We start from the raw sequence: 25,409 nt of genomic DNA, 5'->3' as shown, positions 1-25,409 counted from the left end.
CCACCCCTCGCGCGCGGGGGCCGTCACTCGCTCCCCACCCCGCGGCCCCCCGACGACGCCCCACTGATGCGGGAGCTCGCCGTGATCGGGGTGCGGCCGGGTGGCACCGTCGAGGGTCAGCCCGCCGCCGTGCTCGACGAGGCCGTGCGCCAGGCAAACCGCCGGATCGCCGACTGGCTAGACCCGGACGCCCGGCACGTCAACGGCTGGGAGATTCCGATCCACCCTGGCTCCTTCGGCACCGACTACCTGCGCCGCGCGTCCGTCGCCATGCGCTCCCCCGGCCTTGCCCCGACCCGCGACGTCCTCTACGCGACGCTCCGGTCCGCGCCCGCGACCGACGACCAGGGCCGCCCCCTGCGCTATCGCATCCGCTTCGCCCGCGACCAATGGCCGCCGGTATCGGCCTTCGCCTCCATCACCGCCTACGACTCGCAGGGCTTCCTGATCCCCAACCCGTACGAGATCTACTCCGTAGGACACATCCCCCCACCCGTCGCCGCACCCGACGGCTCGATCGAGATCGCCCTCCAATACGAGGACCCACGCCCCCGCGTCCCTGACGGACACTGGCTCCCCATCACGCCCACCGGCGACTTCTCCCTCACCCTGCGCCTCTACGCCCCGAAAGAAGCAGCCATCGACGGCACCTGGCAACCGCCACCGATGACCCCCGCCGATTGAGCCGATTCCCCCATGATTCGCCGGCCCGCCTACTCCGGTGGCGTGATCTCCAACTCGCGCCAACCCAGCTCGATGGGGAACGGGTCCGACACACTGACCGCGACCGGTCCCATATCCCGATGCACTGTCCCGATATGGGTGTAGGGCCCCGTCGCGGCGGAGAGCGCATACCGTTCGATCGTCAGCGCACCAACCTTGTCGAAACTCACCAGCCAATAGTGCGGGATCCCCGCATCGGCGTAGTCGCTCATCTTGTGCACCCGGTCACGACGAGCCGACCAGGTCGACAGCACCTCGACCGCGATCAAACAATCCGCTGCGGTCAACTGCTCGTATTCGGGCAGGCAGCGGTGCACAATCGCGTCCGGTTTACGGACAGTCGGCGGCACCTCCCACAGCAGGACATCCACCTCGGTGTTCGTCTCGAAGCACGATCCCCCACCATCACGGCGCATTTCGGCGACCGCGGCCCGTTCCAGCGCATTCGCCAGCCGGGTGCCGATCTTCTGATGGTTGCGGCTGCGCTGCTCGCGCGGGACCAGATAGCCGTCGACCAGCTCCATGTCACGGCGCAGTTCCTCGTCGAGTCCGAGGAACTCTTCCCAGGAAATCGGCGCGGACTGCGGGTGGCTGACGGTCACCTCCCGATCCTAGCCATGCGTCGCCGCCGATGACGGAAGGTCAGCTCTCGTTGGCCATGGCGGCGATGAGGGAGTTGGGGCGCATGTCGAGCCAGTGGGCTTCGACGTAGTGGAGGCAGGAGGTGCGGGTGGCGGCGCCGAAGGCGACGGTCCAGCCGCCGGGGACGGCGGCGAAGGTGGGCCAGAGGGAATGTTCGCCTTCGGCGTTGACCAGGACGTAGAACTGGGCGTTCTCGTCGTCGAACGGGTTGCTCATCAGATTTTCCTTTCGGCGGGGGTGCTGAGGTCGAAGGAGTCGCTCGGAGCGTCGGGGTCGGCGGTGAGCAGGCCGAGTGCGCGGGAGAAGCGGCGCAGCAGGGCGGCGGCGGTGTGGTCGTCGAAACGGTCGGTGCTGTATTCGATTTCGAGGCCGAGGTTGCCGTCGGGGTCGGCGCTGGCGGAGACGATGAAGTGCACGCCGTCGGCCACGGTCGAGCCGTCGAAGCGCATCGCGGTGAGTTCGAGGCCGGGGACGTCGAACGTGCCGGTGTCGAGGTAGCTCAGTGTCACCTCGCCCAGCGGGCCGGTGACCGCGCACGATTCGCTGGTGGCGGCGGTGGCCGAGGCGACCACGGGATCTGGTTCGGCGCAGAGGATTTCGGAGAGGGTGGTGGCGCCGGCGACGGCGGTTCCTGCCTGCCAGGCGAGCATGACCGTCATCGCGGCCCGGACCACCGCGAACGGCGGGACCGCGTGCCTGCGGGACAATTCGGCGATCCGCGCGCCGATCCCGGCGCCGATCCGGGCGCGCATGCTCGCACCGCGACCCAGGATCGATTCCAGTGCGGACGATTTCAGTGAGTCGGCGGTACCGAGTCGAACCAATGCCGCTGTGGTGCCGTCGATTTCCCAGCGCGCCAGCTCACCGGTGCGGAACATGCGTTCGCCGGGGATCCCGAACGGGTTGGACACGAAACGATCGGCGGTGGCCACCGGGTCGTCTCGATAACCGCGGGCCAGTTGCGCGCCGGACAGGTACAGCTCGCCCGCGACGCCGGGGCTGGTGGGCCGCAGGCGCCGGTCGAGCACGTAGACGCGGCGGTTCCATTCGCGGACCCGCACGGCGGGTGGCTCGGGGGTGTCGGTGCGCGGCGCGGCCGGATAGGTGAGGGTGACGGTGGCCTCGGCCCGGCCGTAGTCGTGGTGCAGCCGGGCGCCCGTCACCGCGCCGAAGGCACGGACCTCGGCCGCGGTGAGCGGCGCACCGAGAACGACGACGCTGCGCAGCGAGGCGATCTCGGCGCGCAGGCCTGCCCGGTGGACGTGCTCGGTGAAGGCGGCCAGGCGCTGCGGGGTGAAGTCGGCCGCGGTCACGCCGTAGTCGGCGACCAGGCCGGCTAACCGCACCGGATCGGGTGGTTCGGTGAGGACGACGGTCGCGCCGACCCGCAACGGCAGCACATAGCCGTGCCATTCGGTGACCTCACCGATGGCGGCCTGATGCAGGTAGACGTCGCGGTTGGCGAAGGCATGGCGGCCCTGGATGCCGGTCAGCCGGTGCACCGCGGCGATGTGGCTGATCGTGATGCCCTGGGTCGCGCCGTGCGGGTACAGCACGAACGCGGGATGCTCCGGCAGCACCGGCGCGCGGCGTTCGGCGCGGGTGATCGGTTCGTCGGAGTAGGCGGCCAGCGGCACCTCGTCGATGACGACGGCCGGAATGTCGTACAGCGCCACGTGATCGCGGTCGCGCACGGTCAGCACCAGTGCGGGGTTCGCGACCGGCGGTAAGACGGCCGTCGCGACGGGTACGACGGCTCCGCCCGCCTTGAGGACGGCGTACATCGCGACGATCAACTCCACCGAGCGCGGAACATCGACGAGCACGGCCGATTCCGACCCGATGCCGAGCGCGGTCAGGTGCCGGGCCAGCTGATTGGTGCGCCGGTCCAGGTCGCCGTAGGTGATGATCGAGGCCGGGTCACCCGTGCTCGGGGTGTACACGACCGCCGGGTCGAAAGGGGTCGCGGCGGCCTGCGCTTCGAACTCGTCGAGCAGCAGTTCGCCGGGGAGCCCGCCCAGGCGCGGTGTGTCCGTCGCGGGCTGGTCGCGGTCGTCGACGCGGCCGACGAACTCGAGTTCCGCGGTCCAGCCGTCGCCCGGCGGCCTGCGGCGCACGAGGTCGCCGGTGGCGAACATCCGGTCGTCGACCGGGCCGATCGGGTTGGCCAGGAAGGTGGCCGCGGTGGCCTGCCTGCCGAGGTAGCCGCGCGCCAGTTGCACACCGGAGACGTAGAGTTCGCCGACTTCACCGTCGGGGACCGGGCACAGGTGCTCGTCGAGGATCAGCAGTTCGACGTCGTCGGCGGCCGAGCCGAGCGGCACCACCTCGAGGTCGGCGCCGGTGACCTCGTGGGCCACGACCTCGCCCGCGGTCTCGGGCCTGCCGTAGACGTGCCACAGGGTCGCGCCGCTCACGGCACGCAGGGCGGCGGCGGTCTTGGCGGGCAGCGGCGCGCCGCAGCTGAGCACGATGCGCAGGGAATCGAGGCGCTCCTCGGCATCGGGCAGTGCGGCGAGCGCGGCGAGCTGATCGGGATCGAAACAGGCCGCGGTGACACCGGTCTCGGAGATCGAGCGGGCCAGGGAGTCGCTCGTCGGGAGGACGACGGTGGCGCCGGTCTGCAGGGCGAGCAGCAGCTCCCCCACCGTCGCCTGACCGGTCAGCGGCGCGTGCCAGAGGACGGCGTCTCCGGGGCCGACGCCGCAGAGCCGCTGCCGCCACACCGAATTTGCTTGTGCGGCACGATGTCCGATGACGACCGCGCTCGCGGCGGCCACATCGACCACGAGGTAGGCGGGGTTGTCCGCGCCCGGCCCCGGTAGCTCGTCGGCCGCGATGTCACCGACGGGTTCGGTATCGATCGCCAGCGTCGGGACACCGTTCGGATGGGGTGTGCCCGGCGCGGTGATCATCAGCACGGGCGCGGCCAGCGACACCGTGCGCTGCCGCACGTCGGCGGGTGCGTCCGGGTCGAGCAGGACGAACGCGCCGCCCGCGGCGATCACCGCGTGCACGGCGACGACCAGCTCGGCCGAGCGCGGCAGCGACACCGCGACGGTGGTTTCCGGTCCGACGCCGCGGGCGGCCAGGCAGGCCGCCAGCGCGTCGACCCGCTCGCCGAGCTCGCCGTAACTGAGCTCGGTCGCGCCGTCACGCACCGCGATCGCGTCGGGGTCGTGGCGGAGCTGGGTGGTGAAAGCGGCGAGCAACGTCGCCGGGTCACGCCTGCGCTCGTCCTCGGGGTCACGCAGCAGCGCGTCGATCGAGACAGCGGCCGTGACCGATTCCGTGTGCGACATCAGAGTTGTCCTTCCGTGTCGTCAGCCGACCCCGACCCGGCGATCACCGCGGCGGCATCGGTCACCAGTGTTTGCAAAGTGGTGGTGAGTCCGGACGCGCCGAGTGCGGCGAGCACGCCGGGCACCAGCCCGGCCAGCGCGACGTTCACCAGCGCTTCGGGTTTCATCGCGGCGCCCATCGCCTTGCCCACCGCGGTGAGCTTGGCGTCGAGGGCCGCGAACGAGATGGCGTGCTCGCCGTGGGCGAATGCCACGGTCGCCGGCGCGAGCCGGGCCGCCGAGCCGACGAGGCCCGGCAGATCGGCAATGGTGTAAGTGCGCGGACGCGGTGTCTGCTCCGCGTCGGTGCGCACGTCGATCGCCCGCACCACCACGGCCGGGTCGGCCGCGACGGCCGCGAGGACCTTGCGGAACCGTTCCGCCAGTACCCGGATGGTGGATGCGTCGAAAAGATCTGTGGCGTAACCGAAATGCACGTCGAGACGGTCGAGTGCGCCGTCGGCGTCGTAGCGCTGCAGGGCGGTCAGGTGCAGGTCGAACTTGGCTTCGCCGAGTCCGGGGTCCAGGGTCTGCACGTGTAGCCCGGGTAGTTCGATGCCGCCCGGCGGCATGTTCTGGAAGGTGAGCATCACCTGGAACAGCGGGGTATAGGCACCCGAGCGGGCCCGGCCCATGGCATCGACGACCTGCTCGAACGGGACGTCGGCGTGCGCGATGGCGGCGAGGTCACGTCGTCTGGCCTGGGCGAGCAGGTCGGTGAACGGCGCTCGCGAGTCCACCTCGGTGCGCAGGACGACGGTGTTGACGAACATGCCGACCAGGTCGTCGAGTTCGCGGGCGCCGCGGCCCGCCACCGGGGCGCCGATGGTGATGTCGGCGCTGCCGGACTGCTTGGCAAGCAGCACCGCCAAGGCGCTGTGCACCAGCGTGAACAGGGTGGTTCCGTTGGCGCGGGCGACCTCGTCGAGACGGCGGGTGAGCTCCGCGTCGACCTCGAACTGCTCTGCCGCGCCGCGCATCTCACGCCGGGTGGCACGGGGGCGATCGGTGGGTAGCGCGAGCAGTTCGGGCGCACCAGCCAGTTCGCGGGTCCAGTAGGTCAGCTGCTGGGTGAGCACGCTGTCCGGGTCGCTGTCGGTGCCGAGCAGCTCGTGCTGCCAGGCGCTGAAATCGCTGTACTGGATCTCCATTGGCGCCCAGCCCGGTTCGCGTCCTTCGGTGCGATCGACATAGGCGCGCACCAGGTCCCGGGTGAGCGGGGCGATGGAGTAGCCGTCGGCGCTGATGTGGTGCACCACGACGACGAGGACGTAATCGCCCGCGCCACGACCGGCGGGCTCGGCGGCACCGGAAGGCGACCACGGAGAGCCCTCGGAAGTGGCGCCATCGGACGCTTTGCCGAGGCCGTAGAGCGCCACCCGGACCGGCGGTGCGGCCGTGATGTCGAAGGGCTGCGCGACCAGGGCCGCGATCCTCGCCTCGACATCCGCGGGCGCGACCGGGATCGGCGTCAGCTCGACCGCTGCGGACCAGGCCGGCATCACCTGCTGGACCGGGCCCGCCGCCGTATCGGGGTAACGGGTGCGCAGGGTGTCGTGGCGGGCCAGCAGGTCGCCAACCGCCGATTGCAGGGCGGGCAGGTCGAGGTCGCCGGTGAGCCGGATGGCGGCCGGGATGTGGTAGGCCGCCGACTGGGGTGCGAGCTGGTGCAGCACCCACATGCGCTGCTGCGCGGGCGAGAGCACCGCGGGACCGTCACCGGTGCGCCGGGTCAGCGGCGGACGGGCGACCGAGCGGTCGATGCTGCCGAGCCGTTCGGCCAGCGCGACCACGGTCGGGGCGTCGAACACCGCGGCGACCGGCACCTGCGCGCCCAGCGCGGCGCCGAGCCTGGCTGCCAGGCGGGTCGCCATCAGCGAGTTGCCGCCGAGGGCGAAGAAGTCGTCGTCCAGACCGGCGCTCGCGCAGTCGATCACCTCGACGAAGGTCTGCGCGACCAGCTGTTCGGTCGCGGTGACCGGTGCACGGAAGGCCGCCTCGGCGAACTCCGGTTCGGGTAGCCGAGCCCGGTCGACCTTGCCGTTGGCATTGAGCGGCAACGCATCGAGCACGACCAGTGCCGCGGGCACCATGTACGCGGGCAGCTCACCGGCGAGTTCGCCCCGCAGCCGGGCCGCGATCGCCGGCTCGTCGCCGGGAGTCAGATCGGCGACAGCGGCGTAGGCGATCAGGCGCGAACCTGCCCGCTCGTCGGTCTTGGCGACCGCGACCGCTGCACGGACATCGGCGCAGCGCAGCAATGCCGTCTCGACCTCGCCGAGCTCGATCCGGAACCCACCGATCTTCACCTGGAAGTCGGCGCGCTCGAGGTATTCGAGGGTGCCATCGGCACGCCAGCGGACGATGTCGCCCGTGCGGTACATCCGGGAACCCGCCGAGACGTCACCTGTGGGAACCCCGAACGGGCTGGCGACGAAACGGTCGGCGGTGAGGGCCTGGCGGCCGTGGTAACCGCGCGCCAGTTGTTCACCGGCCAGGTACAGCTCGCCGGCGACACCGACCGGCACCGGGCGAAGGCGGGCGTCGAGGACGTAGAGGGCGCTGTTCCAGGCGGGGGTGCCGATCGGTACCGCGTGCGTGGAGTCCTGTGCCACTTCGTATTCGGTGATGGACACTGCCGCCTCGGTCGGCCCGTACAGGTTGTGCAGGCGGGCCGTGGTGCCGCTGGCGCGGAACTGGGTGGCCGTGGCGGCGGGTAGCGCTTCGCCGATGGCGAGCACGGCGCGGAGCGAATCCGGCAGGCCGGCTTCGGTGGCCAGCAGCATGCCGACCAGCGAGGGGACCGCGTGCAGGACCGTCACACCGTGGCGGGTCATGGTGGCGCGCAGGCGATCCGGGTCGCGTTCGTCGCCGGGGCGGGTGACGATCAGTGCGCCGCCGGAGGTCAGGGGGGACCAGAACTCCCATACCGACAGGTCGAAGGTGGCGGGGGTCTTCAGCAGGACGCGGTCGGTGCCGGTCATGGTGAAGCGGTCGTGTAGCCAGGCCAGCTGGTTGACGATCGCCGCGTGCGGCACGGTGACGCCCTTGGGCAGGCCGGTCGAGCCGGAAGTGAAGATCACGTAGGCGGGGTGCTCGGGGCGCAGCGGTGCGATGCGTTCGGCATCGGTGACCGGGTGGTCCGAGAGTCCTTCCAGTGCACGGTGGTCCAGTTCGAACACCGGCACGTCCACGGTGATCGGCAGGCCGTCGGTGGCCGTGGTGAGCACGCATAACGGGGCTGCGGTCGACATGATGTAGGCGATCCGGTCGACCGGGTGATCGGGGTCGATCGGAACGTACGCGCCGCCCGCCCGCACGACGGCGTGCATGGCGATCACGAGGTCGAGGCCGCGCCGCATGGCCAGGACGACGGTGCTTTCCGGGCCGACGCCTTCGGCGATCAGCAGCCGGGCGATCCGGTTGACGCGGGCATCGAAGGCGGCGTAGTCGAGCGATTCTCCGGTTTCGCCGTTCACCAGGGCGAGTGCGGCCGGGGTGGCGGCGGCCTGGCGGGCGCCGAGGTCGGCCAGGGTGGTCCGCTCGACCGGGTGCGCGGTGGCGTTCCAGGTCTCGAGGACCAGGGTGCGGTCGGCGCCGAGCAGATCGAGATCGCCGATGACGGTTTCCGGTGCGGCGGTGACGGATTCGAGTACCTGGCGCAGCTGATCGGCGAACCGTTCGGCCGTGCCTGCGTCGAACAGGTCGGTCGCGTAGCCCAGTGCCATCTCGATACCGGCGGGGGCGCCGTCGGTGGTGTAGTGATCGAGCGCGAACAGGTGCAGGTCGAATTGAGCGACGCCGGAATCGAATTCGATGTCCGAGACGGTCAAACCTGGCAGCTCCAGCTGACCGCGCTCGTGGTTCTGGAACGAGTAGCCGACCTGGAACAGCGGGTGCCGGGCGGTGGAGCGGGCCGGGTTGAGGACCTCGACCAGGCGCTCGAACGGCACGTCGGCGTGCGAGAACGCGGCGATGTCGGCGGTGCGGGCGGCGCCGAGCAGGTCGGTGAAGGGCGCGTCGGCCGCGACCCGGGTGCGCAGCACCAGGGTGTTGACGAACATGCCGATGACCTCGTCGAGCTCGGCTTCGCCGCGGCCCGCGTTGGGGGTACCGACGGCGATGTCGGCCGTACCCGAGAGGCGGGCCAGCAGGGCGGCGAAGGCCGCGTGCACCACCATGAACAGCGTGGCGCCCGCGCTACGGCCGAGGGCGACGAGCGCGGCGTGCAGATCGGCGTCGACGGTGAAGCTCACCTTGTCGCCACGCAGGCTCTGCCGGGCCGGGCGGGGGCGGTCGGTCGGCAGGGTCAGCTGATCGGGCAGGCCGGCCAGCTGGTTCTGCCAGTAGCCAACTTGCTGGGCGGCAAAGGATTCCGGATCGGCTTCGTCGCCGAGCAGCTCGCGCTGCCACAGCGCGTAGTCGGCGAACTGCACCGCGGGCGGCGCCCAGCAGGGGGCGGTGTCGGCGAGGCGCGCGGTGTAGGCGCGCATCAGGTCGGCGACGAACGGGGCGATCGAAGAGCCGTCGGCGGCGATGTGGTGCAGGACGGCGGCGAGCACGAATTCGCCTGCGATGGTTCCGCCAGGTCCAGAGACGGAGGTGGCGGTGCGTGACCCCGTAAGGCCCACCTGAAACAGGCACATCCGGACCGGGATCTCGGCGGTGACGTCGAAGGTGGTGGCGGCCAGGTCGCGGATCGCGCCGGGCAGCTCGGCCTCGGTGACCGTGATCGGCTCGAGTGACGGAACCGCCTGTGCGGCAGTCATGATCGACTGCACTGGCGCGCCGTCGAACTCGGGGTACACGGTGCGCAGCGATTCGTGGCGGGCGACCAGATCGGCGACCGCGGCTTGCAGTGCGGCGACATCGAGGTCACCGGACAGGCGCAGCGCGAACGGGATGTTGTAGGCCACCGAGGCGCGGTCGAAGCGGTTGAGGAACCACATCCGCTGCTGCGCGGGCGAGAGCGGCAGCCGCTCGGGACGGGCCCTGCCGACCAGCGCGGGCCGGTCGACCTTCGCCTGGGCGTCCACGGCCGCGGCCAGCTCGCCGACGCGCGGCGCCTCGAACAGGGTTCGCACGCCGACTCGCCGGTCCAGCGCGGCGCCGATCCGGGCGACCGCCTTGGCGGCGAGTAGCGAGCTGCCGCCGAGGGCGAAGAAGTCGTCGTCGGCGCCGATCGGCCGGTCGTCGGCGGCGGTGCGGCCGAGCACCTCGGCGTAGACCGCGGCGATGATCTCCTCGCTCACCGTGGCCGGCTTGCGGTAGACGGTGGTCTCGAAGACCGGTGCGGGCAGCGCGGCCCGGTCCAGCTTGCCGTTGACGGTCAGCGGAATGCGCTCGACGGGCACGACCGCGGCCGGGAGCATGTGCTCGGGCAGCGTGCGGGCCAGTTCCTGGCGGATGGCGGCGGCGTCGATGCGACCGGTGTCCGGGCCCGCGACCAGATACGCCACGATCCGTGGCTCGTCGACCAGGTCGGTGCGCACCAGCACCGCGACCTCGCGCGGGGCCACCGAGCTGTTCAGCAGCGCGGCTTCGATCTCGCCGAGCTCGACGCGGAAACCGCGCAGGTTGACCTGCTGGTCGGCCCGGCCCAGGTACTCGAGATCGCCGAAGGCGGTCCAGCGCGCCAGGTCACCGGAGCGGTAGGCCAGGCTGCCCGGCGCGCCGTACGCGTCGGCGACGAACCGGCTCGCGGTCAGCGCGGGACGAGCGAGGTAGCCGCGCGCCAATTGCGCACCGGAGACATAGATTTCACCGGGCACGCCCACGGGGACCGGACGGAGGCGCGAATCCAGCACGCGCACAGTCAGTCCCGCGAGAGCACTGCCGATAACGCTGGCGGAACCCGTGTCCGGCGTGATCTCGCGGTAGGAGGCGTGCACGGTGGTCTCGGTGATGCCGTACATGTTCACCAGACGCGGCGAGTGCGGGTAGCGGGCGAACCAGCCCGACAGCCGCTGCGGTTCCAGCGCCTCGCCACCGAAGATCACCACGCGCAGCGCGTAGTCGGCAGGCGCGGTATCCGACGGCACCGCTCCCGAGGACCCTGCACCCTCCGCGACCGCCTCCGGCGACGCGACAGCCAGATCGGCGGCGACGAGCTGGTAGAACGCCGACGGGGTCTGGTTGAGCACGGTCACTCGCTCGGCGAGCAGCAGCTCGCGGAACTGCTCGGGCGAACGCGAGGTGAAGTAGTCGACCAGGACCACCGAGCCGCCGGTCAGCAGCGCGCCCCACAGTTCCCAGACCGAGAAGTCGAAGGCGTAGGAGTGGAACATCGTCCACACGTCCGACGGGCCGAAACCGAAGTGGCGGGCGCTGTTGTCCAGCAACGCGAGCACATTCGAGTGCGGGATCACCACGCCCTTGGGGCGACCGGTGGAGCCGGAGGTGTAGATGACGTAGGCGGTGTTCGCCGGGGTCAGCGGCGCGCGGCGGTCCGCGTCGGTCAGCGGTGCGACCGAGTAGCCGCTCAGGGTGTCGACGGCGGGGTCGAGCACCGGGCCGCCGAACCAATCGCGGGCCAGCCCGGTGTCGGCGGTGGCGATCGCGCACAGCGGACGGGCGTCGTCGAGGACGTACTCGATGCGATCGGCCGGGTAGTTCGGGTCGATCGGCAGGTAGCCGCCGCCCGCCTTGAGCACGGCCAGCAGCGCGACCGCCAGTTCCACCGAACGCGGAAGGGCAACGGCCACCAGTGTTTCCGGGCCGACGCCCGCACCGACGAGACGCCGGGCCAGACGGTTGGACCACGCGTCGAGCTCACCGTAGGTGAGGGCGTCGCGACCCGCCTTCACCGCGACGGCCTGCGGGTTCGCGGCGGCGACCTGGGCGAACCGGTCCAGAATGGTCTCGCTGTCCGAGGTCACCGAGCTGCCGGTGGTGGCCCAGTCGTGCAGGGTGCGCTGCTGTTCCTCGGCGCTGAGCAGCTGGATGTCACCGACCACGACGGTCGGGTCGGCGACGACGGCGGCCAGCACCTGGGTGAACCGGCGGGCCAGCACCGCGATGCTGCCCGCGTCGAACAGGTCGGTGGCGTAGGCGATTTCGATGGCCATGCCGTCGGCGCGGCCGTCGACGTCGTCGGATTCGCGGACGGTGAACTGCAGGTCGAACTTGGCGACGGCGGCGTCGAAGTCGACGGGCGCGACCTTCAGCCCGGCGGCCTCGAGCGCGGGCACGGTGAAGTTCTGCAGGACCAGCGCCACCTGGAACAGCGGGTGCCGGTTGCGGGACCGGGCCGGGTCCACCGCGTCGACGATCTGCTCGAAGGGGATGTCGGCGTGGGAGAGCGCGTCGAGGTCACCGGCGCGCACGGCGTCGAGGGTGGTCTCGAATTCGGCGCGCGGGTCGATCTGGCCGCGCAGTACGAGGGTGTTGACGAACATGCCGATCAGCCCGTCGAGCGCGGCCTCACCGCGGCCCGCGACGGGGGTGCCGATGGCGATGTCGCTGCCGCCGGAGAGCCTGGCCAGCAGCACCGCCAGCGCCGCGTGCACGGTGCTGAACAGGGTGGCCTCGTGCTTGCGGGCCAGCTCGCGCAGTTCGCTGTGCAGGTCGGAGTCGATCTGGAACCGGTGCACGCCGCCACGGAAGCTGGACTCGGCGGGGCGGGGGCGGTCGGTCGGCAGCTCCAGCTGCTCCGGCAGACCGGCCAGGCCGCGGCGCCAGAACGCCAGCTGGGTGTAGGCCAGCGAGGTGGGATCGGTTGCCTCGCCGAGGTTCTCGTCTTGCCAGAGCGCGTAGTCGGCGTACTGGATCGGCAGCGGCGACCACGCGGGGGCGGCGCCGTCGCGACGCGCGGCGTAGGCGGTCATCAGGTCGGCGGCCAGCGGGCCGAGCGAGAAGCCGTCGGCGGCGATGTGATGGACCACCAGCACGAGCACGTGCTCATCGGCCACCGCGAACAGCGCCGCGTGCAGCGGGATTTCGGTCGTGAGATCGAATCTGATCGCGGCGCAGGACAGCAGGCGTTCGGGCAGCTCCGCTTCGGTCACCGGCTCCGGCCGCAGTTCGAGGCGTGCGGTGTCGGCGATCAGCTGCTCGGCGCCCTCCGGGCCGTCGGGGTAGCTGGTGCGCAGGGTTTCGTGCCGGTCGACCACGTCGGCGATGGCCGCTTCGAGAGCGGGGATGTCGAGGTCACCGGACAGGCGCAGTGCGACCGGGATGTTGTCGACAGCGTCGCCGGGTCCGTCGGCATCGGCGAGGTAGCGGTTGAGGAACCACATCCGGCGCTGCGCGGCGGACAGCGGAATCCGCTGCGGGCGTTCACGAGTGGTGAGCGGGAGGCGACGGCCGGTGCCGCGCAGCGCGACGCACCGTTCGGCCAGGGCGGCCACGGTCGGGGCGTCGAACAGCAGCCGCACCGGCACCTGGGTGTCGAGGGCGGCGCCGAGGCGGGCCGCCACCTGGGTGGCATTGAGCGAGTTGCCGCCGAGGGCGAAGAAGTCGTCGTCGAGGCCGACTTCCCGGTCGGCGGGGAAACCGAGCACGGTGGCGAACGCGGTCGCCACGATCCGCTCCACCTCGGTGACCGGGGCGCGGAATACGGCGGCTTCGAAGACCGGCTCGGGCAGGGCCTTGCGGTCGAGCTTGCCGGAGGCGTTGAGCGGGAACGCGTCGAGTTCGACGAACGCCGCGGGGACCATGTAGGCGGGCAGCGTGCGGGTGAGCGCGGCCTTCACCGCATCGGTGTCGATGTCCGTCGCCGCGACCAGATAGGCCACCAGCAGATCGTCGCGGACGACGACCGCTGCCTGCGCGACCTCGTCCAGCCCGGCCAGCGCGGCCTCGATCTCACCGAGCTCGATCCGCAGACCGCGCAGCTTCACCTGGAAGTCGGTGCGGCCCAGGTATTCCAGCTCGCCGTCGGCGGTCCAGGCGACCAGGTCACCGGTGCGGTACATCCGCGAGCCCACGGGAGTCCCCGCACCGGACACCGCGAACGGGTCGGCGACGAAGCGGTCGGCGGTCAGGTCGGCGCGACCCGCGTACCCGCGGGCGAGCTGGGCGCCGGCGAGGTAGAGCTCGCCGGGGACGCCCACCGGGACCGGCCGCAGCCGCCCGTCGAGCACGTAGACGCGGGTGTTGTGGACGGGCTCACCGATCGGCACCGTGACGACATCGGCATCGACGACCTCGTGGAAGGTGACGTCGACCGCGGCCTCGGTGGGGCCGTACAAGTTGTGCACAGCCGTACCGGTCAGCCGGCGCAACAGCTGAGCGGGCGCGGGTGGTAGCGCCTCGCCGGACGCGAACACCATGCGCAGCGACGAGCACCGTCCGGCCGTTGTCGCGTTCCCGGGGAGCACGCTCGCCGAGACTCCGTCTGCGTTCGTGTCGTCGACGAGCGCCGTCGAGGACGCGCCCAGAGCGGCGACGAACACCGACAGCATCGACGGCACGAAGTGGGCGACAGTGACCGACTCGGCGTCGATCACGTCGGCCAGGTAGGCCGGGTCACGATGCCCGTCGGGCCGGGCCAGCACGAGCCGGGCGCCGATCTGCAAGGGCCAGAAGAACTCCCACACCGAGACATCGAAGGTCGCCGGGGTCTTCTGCAGCACGGTGTCGGCGGCGGTGAGGCGGTAGGCGTCCTGCATCCACACCAGGCGGTTGACGATCGCGGCATGCGAGACGACGACACCCTTGGGCTTGCCGGTCGAACCGGAGGTGAAGATCAGGTAGGCGGCATCGGCCGGGGTGAGGGTGGCGAGGCGGTCGGCATCGGTGATCGGCTCGGCCCGGTAGTCGGCGGTGTCGAGCTGCTCGAACTCGAGCACGGGAACCGAAGTCGGTGCGGGCAGGTCGAGTCTGTCGATCGAGCGGGTGAGCACGCAGACCGGGTCCGCCGCGTCGATGACATCGGCGAGGCGTTCGGCCGGGTGTTCCGGGTCCAGTGGCACGTAGGCGCCGCCCGCGGCGAGCACCGCGTACATGGCGACGACCAGATCCGTCGAGCGGTGCATGCCGATGGCCACGGTCCGGTCCGGCCGGACGCCGATCGAGATCAGCAGGCGCGCGAGCCGGTTGACCCGCTCGGTGAACTCGGCATAGGTCAGCGTCACCGCGTGACTCGATGAGGGGTGGTGGTCGGGCGACGGGTGGGCCAGCGATTCTTCTTCGAAGGTCAGCGCGGTCGCGCCCGGGGTGCGCGCCGCCTGTGCCGCGAACAGCGAGGCCAGCGTCATGGACTCGTCGACCGGGTACGCGGTGGCGTTCCAGGTGTCGAGGATGCGGGTGCGCTCCGCCGCGCCGAGGAGGTCGATGTCGCCGATCACGACGCTGGGATCGGCGGTCACCGTATCCAGCACCCGCAGCAGGCGGGTACCGAAATCTGTGATGGTCTGCGCGTCGAACAGGTCGGTGGCGTACTCGAAGCGGGCGAGCAGGCCGTCGGTGGTCTCGCGCAGGGTCAGCTGCAGGTCGAATTTGGCCGTGTAGGTGTCGATCTCGATTTCGGAGGCGGTGAGGCCGGCCAGTTCGAGTTCGGTCTGGGAGGTGTTCTGGAAGTCGAGCATCACCTGGAACAGCGGGTGCCGGGCGGTGGAGCGCTCGGGGTTGAGCGCTTCGACGAGCCGGTCGAAGGTGACGTCGGTGTTGGCCAGGGCGCGCAGATCACCGTCGCGGACGGTGCCGACGAGTTCGGCGAAGGTGGCATCAGGACGGACCTGGGTGCGCAGCACGAGGGTGTTGACGAACATGCCGACGAGCTCGTCGAGCGCCTGATCGCCACGGCCCGCCACCGGCGTGCCGATCGAAATATCCTGCTGGCCGGACAGTTTCGCCAGGGTGGTGGCGAATGCCGCGTGCAGCACCATGAACGGCGAGGCCTGGGTGTCGGCGGCGAGCGCACGCAGCCGGTCGGTGATCGCGGCGGGCACGGCGAAGGTGTGGCGGGCGCCGCGGCCCGAGGCGACCGCGGGGCGCGGACGATCGGCCGGCAGGGCGAGCAGGTCGGGTAGATCGGCGAGTTCGGTTGTCCAGAAATCGATCTGGCGCGCCATCGGCGAATCGGGATCGTCCTCGGCGCCGAGCGCGGCGCGCTGCCACAGGGCGAAGTCGGCGTACTGCACCGGCAGCGGGGTCCATTGCGGTGCGGCGCCGGCGAGGTGGGCGGCGTAGGCCACCATCACGTCGCGGGTGAGCGGGGCGACCGACCAGCCGTCGGCGGCGATGTGGTGCAGCACCAGGACCAGGACGTGCTCGTCGGCGCCGGTGCGCAGCAGGTGTAGGCGCACCGGCGGTTCCTGGTCGACCGCGAAGGGCACGGCGGCGACGGCGCGAATCCGGTCACCGAGCGCGGCCGGGTCGACGGCTTCGGGCTCGAGCGTGATCGTCAGCTGCTCGGGGGCGAGCACCTGCTGGAACGGGATGCCGTCGACGGACGGGTAGCGGGTGCGCAGCGCCTCGTGGCGGGCGAACACCGCGGCGACCGCGGCGGTCATGGCGGCGTGGTCGAGCGCGCCGGTCAGCCGGATCGCGGCGGCGATATTGTCGGCCACCGAATCCGCGTCGAACTGGTTGAGGAACCACATGCGCTGCTGGGCATAGGACAGCGGAATCCGGTGCGGCCGTTCCCCAGCCACCAGCGGCAGGCGGGCCTCAGCCGTCTCGCCCGCGCGGAGGCGGGCCGCGAGCGCGGTGACCGTCGGCGCCTCGAACAGCACCTTCAGCGACACCGTCACACCGAGCGCGGCGCCGAGGCGGGCGACCACCTGGGTGGCGACCAGCGAGTTGCCGCCGAGCGCGAAGAAGTCGTCGTCGGCGCCGACCTGCTCCACTCCGAGCACTTCGCCGAACACCCGCGCCACCACGGTCTCGGCACCCGCGGCGGGCGCGCGGAACGCACGGGCGGCGAACACCGGCTCCGGCAGCGCGCGCCGATCGAGCTTGCCGTTCGGGGTAAGCGGCAGCGCGTCGATCACGACGAACGCCGACGGCACCATGTGCGCGGCGAGCGAGCCACGCAGCGCGGCCTCGATCGCCACGACATCGACCTCGATCGGCTGCACACCCTCGCGCGGCGTGACTACGACTGCCTCGACACCGATACCGGGCGTCCCCACACCCTCTTGCGACACAACAGCGTTCGCATTGACATCGACTCCGGCGAGCCCCACGGCTTCTCGCACTTCGGCCGCTCCACACGGCGCAGCAGCGTCTCCGTTGGACGGAACCAAGTAAGCGACCAGCTGGTCACCACGGTGCTCATCGGCGCGCACGAGCACGACGGCCTGACGCACCGCAGGCTGCGAGAGCAGCGCGGCTTCGATCTCGCCCAGTTCGATGCGGAAGCCGCGCAGCTTCACCTGGTCGTCGTTGCGGCCCAGGTATTCCAAGGTGCCTTCGGCGGTCCAGCGGACCAGGTCACCGGTGCGGTACATCCGCATACCCGGCTCCCACGGGCAGGCGACGAAGCGGCCCGCGGTGAGGGCGGCGCGGCTGCGGTAGCCGCGGGCCACCTGGGCACCCGCGACGTACAGCTCGCCTGGCACGCCGGCGGGGACCGGCCGCAGCCGGTCGTCGAGGACCCACTGGGCGATGCCGCGCAGCGGGGTGCCGAGGGTCAGTGGAGCGTGCGCGGACAGCGGGGCGCTGATATTGGTGGCGACCGTCGTCTCGGACGGGCCGTAGGCGTTGACGAAGGCGCGGGGCACGGTGCCCTGGGTCCAGCGGGCGACCAGGTCGGGCGGGCAGGCCTCGCCGCCGACCATCACCATGCGCAGGTCGTCGAGCTGCGCGGGATCGAGCACCGCCAGGCCCGACGGGGTCATCAGGGCGTGGGTGACCTGCTCCTCGGCCAGCAGCCGCGCCAGGTCGGCGCCCACGTGGCGGCCCATCGGCGCGATCACCAGGGTGGCGGCGGAGTTCACCGCGAGCAGCAGTTCCATCACGGAGATGTCGAACGAGGGCGACCCGACCTGCAGCACCCGCGCGTCGGGGGTGCCGAACATGCGGTCGGTCTCCTCGGCGGCGAACCCGGCGATACCTGCCTGGGTCACCAGCACGCCCTTGGGCAGGCCGGTGGAGCCGGAGGTGTAGATGACGTAGGCCAGGTGCTGGGCGCGCAGCGGGCGCACCCGGTCGGCGTCGGTGACCGGATCGCTGGAGCGGGCGGCGCAGTCGGCCATCAGCTTCAGTTCGTCGAGGACCAGCCAGTCGGTGGGGCCGGGCAGCGCATCCTGCACCGAGGACACCGTAAGACCCACTCGCGCACCGGAATCGGTGACCATATGGGTGATCCGATCGAGCGGGTAGCTCGGGTCGACGGGCAGCCAGGCAGCACCGGCCTTGGCGATCGCCCACACGGCCAGCACCGACTCGATCGAACGCGGAATACCCACCGCGACAATGTCATCGGGGCCGACGCCACCGTCGACGAGCACCCGCGCCAGGCGCGAGGACGCCCGGTCGAGTTCCCGGTAGGTGAGGCCGCGGTCGCCGTCGGTGACCGCGACCCGATCCTGGTCGGCCGCGACGGCGGCAGCGAGGAGGTCGGGGAGCAGACCGGTGGCGGTGACGGGTGCGCCGCGCATGCCGGTGAGGCGGGCCTGTTCGGCCGCCGACAGCAGCGGCAGGTCGCCGACCGGCGTCTCGGGCGCGGCGACGGCCGCGGCGAGCAGGCGCACGAAACGCGCGCCGAGGTCGACGATCTCGGCGTCGTCGAACAGGTCGGTGGCGTAGAGGATGACCGCCTCGATGCCGGCGGGTTCGCCTGCGGCGCCGCGTCGTTCGGCGAGGGTGATCTGCAGGTCGAACTTGGTGATGTCGAGTTCGATCTCGTGCACCGACACCGGGGTGCCGCCGAGTTCGAAGCTGGTGTCGAGTACGGCCTGGAAGTTCAGTGCCACCTGGAACAGCGGGTGGCGGGCCTGCGAACGGGCCGGGTTGACCACGTCGACCAGCCGGTCGAACGGGACCGTGGCGTGCGCGAAGGCGGCCAGGTCGGTCTCGCGGGTGCGCTCCAGTGCCGCGGTGAAGCTCGCGGCCGGATCGACCTCGGTGCGCAGCACGAGGGTGTTGACGAACATGCCGATCAGATCGTCGATCGCCCGGTCGCCGCGGCCGGCGACGCCGGTGCCGATCGCGATGTCGGTCGTGCCGCCGAGCCGGGCCAGCAGCACGGCCAGCGCCGTGTGCAGCACCATGAACAGCGACGCGCCCGCCTGGTTGGCCAGCTCGGACAGCTGCCGGTGCAGGCCCGCGCCGATGGTGAAGCCGGTCCGGGCGCCGCGCATGCTCGGCTCGACCGGACGCGGCCGCGCCGACGGAAGTTCCAGCTGATCGGGCAGACCCGCCAGAGTCCGTTCCCAGAAAGCGATTTCACGCGAGGCCAGCGACCGCGGATCGGTTTCCGCGCCGAGCAGTTCCCGCTGCCACAGGGCATAGTCGGCGTACTGCACGCTCAACGGCGCCCAGCCGGGCTCGATGCCCGCGGTGGCGGCCTGATAGGCGGTGAGCACATCGCGCACCAGCACCTGCAGCGAAACACCGTCGGCCGCGATGTGATGTAAGACGACCGCGAGCGCGCACTCGTACGGTTCATCCGCGACGACGAAAATGTGCGCACGGAAGGGCGCTTCGCGTTCGAGATCGAACCCGGCGCAAGCGAATCGGGCGAGTTCGGCGTCCAGATCGGCGGCGGCGACGGTGGTCGGCTCACCGATCCGCACGATCCCGGCGTCGCACACGACCTGCTCGGCCACCTCGCTACCGGGCACGCCCACCGCGGGGAACACGGTGCGCAGCGCCTCGTGCCGACCGACGACGGCGGTCAGCGCGTCGACGAGCGCGGACAGATTCGCGGTGCCGCGCAGCCGGACCACGAACGGCATGTTGTAGCCGGGTGCCGACGGATCGAAACGATTGAGGAACCAGATCCGCTGCTGCGCGGGCGAGAGCGGGATGAGCGCGGGACGCGGACGCGCCGCGAGCACCGGCAGCTGGGCCGAGACCCCGGCATCGGCGCGCTCGGCGATCGCGGCGGCCAGCCGGGCGGGGGTGGTCGCGCCGAACAGATCGCGCACCCCGAGCCGGCAGCCGAGATCGGCGCCGAGCCGGGCCGCCACCTGGGTCGCGACCAGGCTGTTGCCGCCCAGCGCGAAGAAGTCGTCGTCGCGGCCGATCCGGTCGAGTCCGAGGACCTCGCCGAACACCCTGGCCACCGTCTGCTCCACCGGGCCGACCGGCTCGGCGTAGGCGACGACGACGCGGGCGGGCGCGGGCAGCGCCTTGCGGTCCAGCTTGCCGGAGGCGTTCACCGGCAGGGCGTCGAGCAGCACGAACGCGGCGGGCACCATGTACCCGGGCAGCGCGCGCAGCGCCGCCTCCCGCAGCTGCTCGACCGCGACCGTGCCCGGCTCGGATTCCACGACATAGGCGACGAGCTGTTCGCCGACGCCGGAATCACTGCGGACCGCGACGACCGCGCGCACCGCGCCCTCGACGCCTTCGAGCACGGCCTCGATCTCGCCGAGCTCGATCCGCAGACCGCGCAGCTTCACCTGGAAGTCGGTGCGGCCCAGGTATTCCAGTTCACCGTTGGTCGTCCAGCGCACCAGGTCACCGGTGCGGTACATGCGCGCACCCGGCGCGGTCAGGTCGGCGACGAAGCGGCCCGAGGTGAGTTCGGGACGTCCGACATAGCCCCGGGCGAGCTGTACCCCCGACAGATACAGCTCACCCGGAGCCCCGACCGGTACCGGCCGCAGCCGCGAGTCGAGAACATGGAGCCGGGTGTTGAACACCGGCGCGCCGATCGGCACCGTGACCCGGTCGGCGTCGTTCACCTCGTGGAAGGTGACGTCGACGGCGGCCTCGGTCGGCCCGTAGAGATTGTGCAGCCGCGCTCCGGTGAGCAGCCGCAGCCGCTGCGCCAGTGCGGCGGGCAGTGCCTCGCCCGAGGCGAAGACCAGTCGCAGCGACGTTCGCTCGGCGATCTCCTGCTGGGCGAGAAAGGCTTCCAGCATCGATGGTACGAAATGCGCGACGGTGACGCCGTATTCGGCGATCACCCGGCGCAGGTAACCGGGATCGCGGTGACCGTCCGGCTCGGCGAGCAGCAGGGTCGCGCCGATCTGCAAGGGCCAGAAGAACTCCCACACCGAGACGTCGAATGTCATCGGGGTCTTCTGCAGCACCACGTCGATGCCGTGCAGCCGGTAGGTGTGCTGCATCCACACCAGCCGGTTGACGATCGCGGCGTGCTCGACAGCGACACCCTTGGGCAGACCGGTGGAGCCGGAGGTGAAGATGACGTAGGCGGGATGACCGGGACGCAGCGGCGCGGTGCGCTCGGCGTCGGTCAGCGGGATGTCGGCGTAGCCGGTGAGATCGAGGGCGTCCACGGCCAGCACCGGCAGCGCGTCGGCGCCGGGCGCACCGTCGCGGGTGGTGGTCAGCACGGCGGCCGGCGCGGCGGTGCCGAGGATGTGCGCGATGCGCTCGGCCGGATGATCCGGGTCGATCGGCACGTACGCCGCGCCCGCGGCGAGCACCGCGTACATCGCGACGACCAGCTCGGGGGAACGCCGAATGCTCAGCGCCACCAGCGATTCCGGGCCGATGCCGTCGGCGCGCAGGCGCCGGGCCAGCCGGTTGACCCGCTGCGCCAGCTCGCGGTAGGTCATGGTCGCGTCGTTGTCGCCCGCCATCCGCACCGCGACGGCGTCGGGCGTGCGCGCGACCTGGGCCTCGAACAGCGCGGGCAGCGTCGCCGCGGCCACCGCGCGCTCGGCCAGCGCGGCCTCGACGTCGAAGGTGGTCGCGTTCCAGATCTTGGTGCTGACCTCCAACTCCAGCTCGGTCGCCACCTCGACGGCGGCGATCGAGGTGTCCAGGTCGGCGGCCGAGAGGCGCTCGAGGAAGCCGAGGAACCGGCTGTGGTGGCGGGCCAGGGTGTCGGCGTCGTAGAGGTTGGGGTTGGCCTCGAAGTCGACGTGCACGCGATCGCGGTCGCCGTAGTAGACGTTGAGGCTCAGGTCCTCGATCGGGCCGGTGGACAGCACCCGGTAGCGGCCGGTGGTGGTGCCGAGGGTGAGGTCGCTGCGGAAGAGCATGAAGTTGGCGAGCGGGCCGAACAGCGCGCGCCGGGCGGGGCGGCCGTCGTCCTCGGCGTCGCGGCGGATGTCCTCGGCGCGGTAGCGCTGATGACGCAGCGCACCGGCCACCTCCACCCGCGCCGCGCGCAGCAGCTCACCCCAGGTGGTGGCGGCGCCCGCCGCGCCGGTGGGCAGGCGCAGCGGCACGATATTGGACAGCATGCCCGCCGAGCGGCGCATCACCGCGGTGGTGCGGGCGGTGACGGGCAGGCTCAGTACCGCGTCCGGGCGGTCGGTGAGCCGGCCGAGGTAGGCGGCGAAGGCAGCCAGCAGCACCGCCGAGATGGTCGAATCATCGCTGGCGGCAATGGTTTCCAGCCGCTCAACGAGCTTCTCCGACAGACGGCCGCCGGTCACCAGGTTGATCGCGGCGCGCGGGGCGGTGCGGGTGTCGAGCCCGGTCGGGCTGTCGAGGCCCGCGATGCGCTGCGCCCAGTGTTCGCGGTCGCCCGCGAACCGGGTGCTCTCACGGTAGCGCTGTTCGCCCTCGACCAGTTCTGCCAGGTCACCGGGCACGACCTCGCGTGCCTGGGTGCCGAGCATGCGCGCGGTGTAGAGCTCGGCGATGCGCTGGGAGTTGGTGAAGGCGCCGTAGCCGTCGAGCACGATGTGGTGTCCGCGCAGGTACCAGAACCAGCGCGCCTCGCCGACGCGCAGCACCGCGCCCGCCACCAGCCGGTCGGTGAGCAGGTCGATCGGGGCGCCGAATTCCGCGCGCATCCACTCGTGCGCGGCGACCACCGGGTCGTCGTGGTGGCGCAGATCGATCAGCGGCAGCTCGGTCTCGACCGGGATGGTGTGGTCGACGACCTGGTACGGGACGCCGTCGGATTCGCCGATGCGCACCAGCGGGGAGCCGTAGGCGTGCGCCGCCTCGGCCGTGACCTGTTGCAGCACAGCGGCATCCAGCTCGCCGGTGACGTCGACGTACTGGGCGATGGTGATCGGGACGTCGGGGTCGAGCAGCTGTGCGTACCAGACACCCAGCTGGGCGGGGGTCAGCGGGAACGGCGCCGACGCGGCCTCCGCTTCCTGTGGTCGCGCGCTGAACCCACCCAACTCCGTACCGTGCACCAGAGCCTCCTCGAATCGCGAAAAAACAGCAGACCGAACGTTTTTCGGGCAGGACGAAGACACCTGGCGTACTCCGTGAGACCGAGAAATTCGGCATGAGCGCAGTGGGCGTGACGCCGCACTCGCGCAGGATCCCCGACAGATCATGTGGACGAGATCGACGACCCGGTCGGTCGTCGGTGCGACAGACGGTTCGCGTCCGTCGCGGGGTGCCTAGCTGTTGATCGTTCCTCCAACATCGCGGCCGCGGCTCGAACCTCGCGCCTCAGCGTTGTCACTTACATCACATGGCTGCCTGTCCATGCATTGCAGACACTAGGCGGTCGATTAATAAAAAGGAACTTTTTCCGATAAAAAAACCGAACAAGCGTCCAGTCGGTTCAGAGGGTGGCCCACGACCAGGGCATCAGTGTGTGCCACGCCACATCGCTACCGGATGTGTGAGCTGTCACACTTTCAGAACCGGAGACTATGAGCCGAAACGTTGCATCTGCGTTGCATCGGCCCCGAGGCGCCGGTCGAGCACCCGGATCTTGGCCTCGATCTGCGCATACAGTGGCGAATCGCGGTCGACGGTGGATCGGTACGCGGCCCACGCGGCGGCGTCGTCACGGCCTTCCGGGCACGCTGTCCAGCGGCGTAGCACGCCGGGATCGGCCGAAGCGAGCACCGCGGTGCGCAACCGCACGCGAAGCTCGTCACGGATGTCGCAAATGCCGGGCGCCGAGGATCGCGGGAGCACCGGACCGGCGTACAAGCGTAATGCGGATTCGATATCACCGGAGTCGAGCGCGGCCCGCAGCGCCTCCACATCGGTTGCGACATGCACCCGGAGACGGTATGGACGCGATCCGACGACCGTCGCGCCGACCACCGACCGCAAGCGCGACATCGCCGCGCGGATCGTGCCGTTGTCCAGATCGGTGTCGTCGAGCAGCAGCGCCAGGTGATCGGCGCCAAGCCCTTCGGGATGCTCGGTGAGCAGGAGCAGGATCTCGGCATGGCGTTGCGAGAGCGGCACCCGCTCCCCCGCCACGCTCAGCTGTGGCTGTCCGAGGCCGAGCACGTCGAGCCCGAGCCGGGCCGGTCCCGCGTCGGTGCCCGCGTCGCCGGTGCGTTGCGGCTCCGCGGCCGCGCCGCCGCGGCCCGCGCGCATCGCCCGGAGGACCAGATCCATCTCGGCCGCCGTGGCCGCCGCTTTCACCAGAGCGAGGATCTCAGGCTTGGCCACCCGCATCCCGCCGGCAATCATCAGCACACCGATCAACCGGCCGTCCGGCTCGTGCACCGGCGCCGCCGCACCGGTGATCTGGTGCATGCGATGGAGGAAATGTTCGGGTCCATGGATCCAGGTCGCGCGGCCCGTGCGCACGACGAGGCCGACCGCGTTCGTGCCGATCCGGCGTTCGCTGAGATCGTCGCCCTCGCGCACGCCGATCTCGGCGGCGGCCGCGACCTGCTCGGGATGGCCGTGCACCGACAGCACCCGACCGAACTGGTCGGCGACCGTCACGATCAGTCCGGCGCGCGCCGCGTCCTGGACCAGCAGTTTGTCGATCAGTGGCATCAGGGCGGCGATGGGATGGGCATCCCGATAACGCACCAGATCGGCACCACGAAGACCGCGACTGTCGAGGACGTCCGCCGGATCGATACCGCTACGCACACTGCGCAGCCAGGACTCGAGAACGAGCGGACGTAATAGGCCGGCCAGCTGGGTCAGCTGTTCACCACCGGCACTGAGAAAACCATGGGCCTGTGCGGCATAGGCTTCCAGAGCGCCGAGCTGTGCGCCCGTCTCCGCCGCCTGCCGTGGGGGCCGCCCACCTGCGAGATTGCTGACCATTTGCCTTTCTTTCCCGCTACAAACTGTACCGGGCAGCTATCGGCCGCTTCGCCGGAAGTGTGGGTTTGTCCCGCAGGTCACATTGTGGTAGCAAATGTCACTTCGTCACACCGCATGCTGATCGGCTATCAGTGCCGCCAGCAGCACCACCGTGGCCTGCGGACCACGGTGCAGCGGCACCGGGACCACAGACAGGTCGGCGACGGTGAGGCTTTCGATGCCGTGCACGCGGCCGCACTCGTCGACGACGGCGCGCGGGTCACCGGCGGGGCCCATCCGGCAGGTACCCGACAGATGCTGGGACGTCCCCAGATGCGCGCGTAGCCAGGTGTCGTCGACGGTGCCGAGCGGCAGGCCGAGCACTCGGGCCGCGACCTCGACCCCGGCGCGCAGCCGGTCGCGATCGCGGGCACTGCGCAGATAGCCCTGGTCGATATGGGCGGGGACAGCCGGGTCTGCCGAGCTGAGCGTCAGTTCGCCGGGCGCCGCCGGAGTCATCAGCGCGACGCCGAGCCTGCGCAGGCCGGGCGTGAACATGGGGGTATACGGACGCAGCTCGAGGTCGTCGAGTTCCAGGACGTATTCGAGCGCGACCGTTGTCGATTCCGGCACCGGTCCCGGGTACTCGATACCGATCTCCGGATGGTCGGTGCACCAGGCGCCGACCGGTGC

The 25,409-nt window shown here is 71.0% G+C and carries 7 protein-coding genes; 1 reads left to right on the top strand and 6 read right to left on the bottom strand.

Annotated elements, in window-relative coordinates; all coding sequences use genetic code 11:
* Positions 1 to 684 (top strand): DUF1214 domain-containing protein (locus ACFWPJ_RS03080; RefSeq protein WP_378846398.1); only part of this gene is annotated, 684 nt, incomplete at its 5' end.
* A gap of 29 nt (positions 685 to 713) precedes the next feature.
* Here the strand turns inward: ACFWPJ_RS03080 and ACFWPJ_RS03075 are convergent.
* The 6 genes from ACFWPJ_RS03075 to ACFWPJ_RS03050 form a co-directional block, all read right to left on the bottom strand.
* Positions 714 to 1,325, bottom strand: a complete 612-nt coding sequence (locus tag ACFWPJ_RS03075; RefSeq protein WP_378846397.1) for a Uma2 family endonuclease — start codon at positions 1,323 to 1,325, stop codon at positions 714 to 716.
* A 40-nt stretch (positions 1,326 to 1,365) separates the two neighbouring features.
* Entirely contained in the window at positions 1,366 to 1,581 is a 216-nt protein-coding gene (locus tag ACFWPJ_RS03070) for an MbtH family protein (protein WP_378846394.1), read from the bottom strand.
* Positions 1,581 to 4,667, bottom strand: coding sequence for an AMP-binding protein (locus tag ACFWPJ_RS03065; RefSeq protein ID WP_378846391.1), 3,087 nt, complete (start codon positions 4,665 to 4,667; stop codon positions 1,581 to 1,583). The genes ACFWPJ_RS03070 and ACFWPJ_RS03065 overlap by 1 nt, the downstream gene beginning before the upstream one ends.
* Positions 4,667 to 22,891, bottom strand: coding sequence for a non-ribosomal peptide synthase/polyketide synthase (locus tag ACFWPJ_RS03060; protein WP_378846388.1), 18,225 nt, complete (start codon positions 22,889 to 22,891; stop codon positions 4,667 to 4,669). The genes ACFWPJ_RS03065 and ACFWPJ_RS03060 overlap by 1 nt, the downstream gene beginning before the upstream one ends.
* A gap of 469 nt (positions 22,892 to 23,360) precedes the next feature.
* Positions 23,361 to 24,737: a GAF domain-containing protein gene (locus tag ACFWPJ_RS03055; RefSeq protein WP_378846385.1), complete on the bottom strand. Its 1,377-nt coding sequence runs from the start codon at positions 24,735 to 24,737 to the stop codon at positions 23,361 to 23,363.
* A 105-nt stretch (positions 24,738 to 24,842) separates the two neighbouring features.
* A partial coding sequence (locus tag ACFWPJ_RS03050; RefSeq protein ID WP_378846382.1) for a GMC oxidoreductase occupies positions 24,843 to 25,409 on the bottom strand: 567 nt, incomplete at its 5' end.

Source organism: Nocardia sp. NPDC058497 (assembly GCF_042720195.1).
In the GTDB taxonomy this organism is placed as follows: domain Bacteria; phylum Actinomycetota; class Actinomycetes; order Mycobacteriales; family Mycobacteriaceae; genus Nocardia.
The sequence above is the reverse complement of the archived record's forward strand: the minus strand, read 5'-3'. Positions and strand labels throughout refer to the sequence as shown.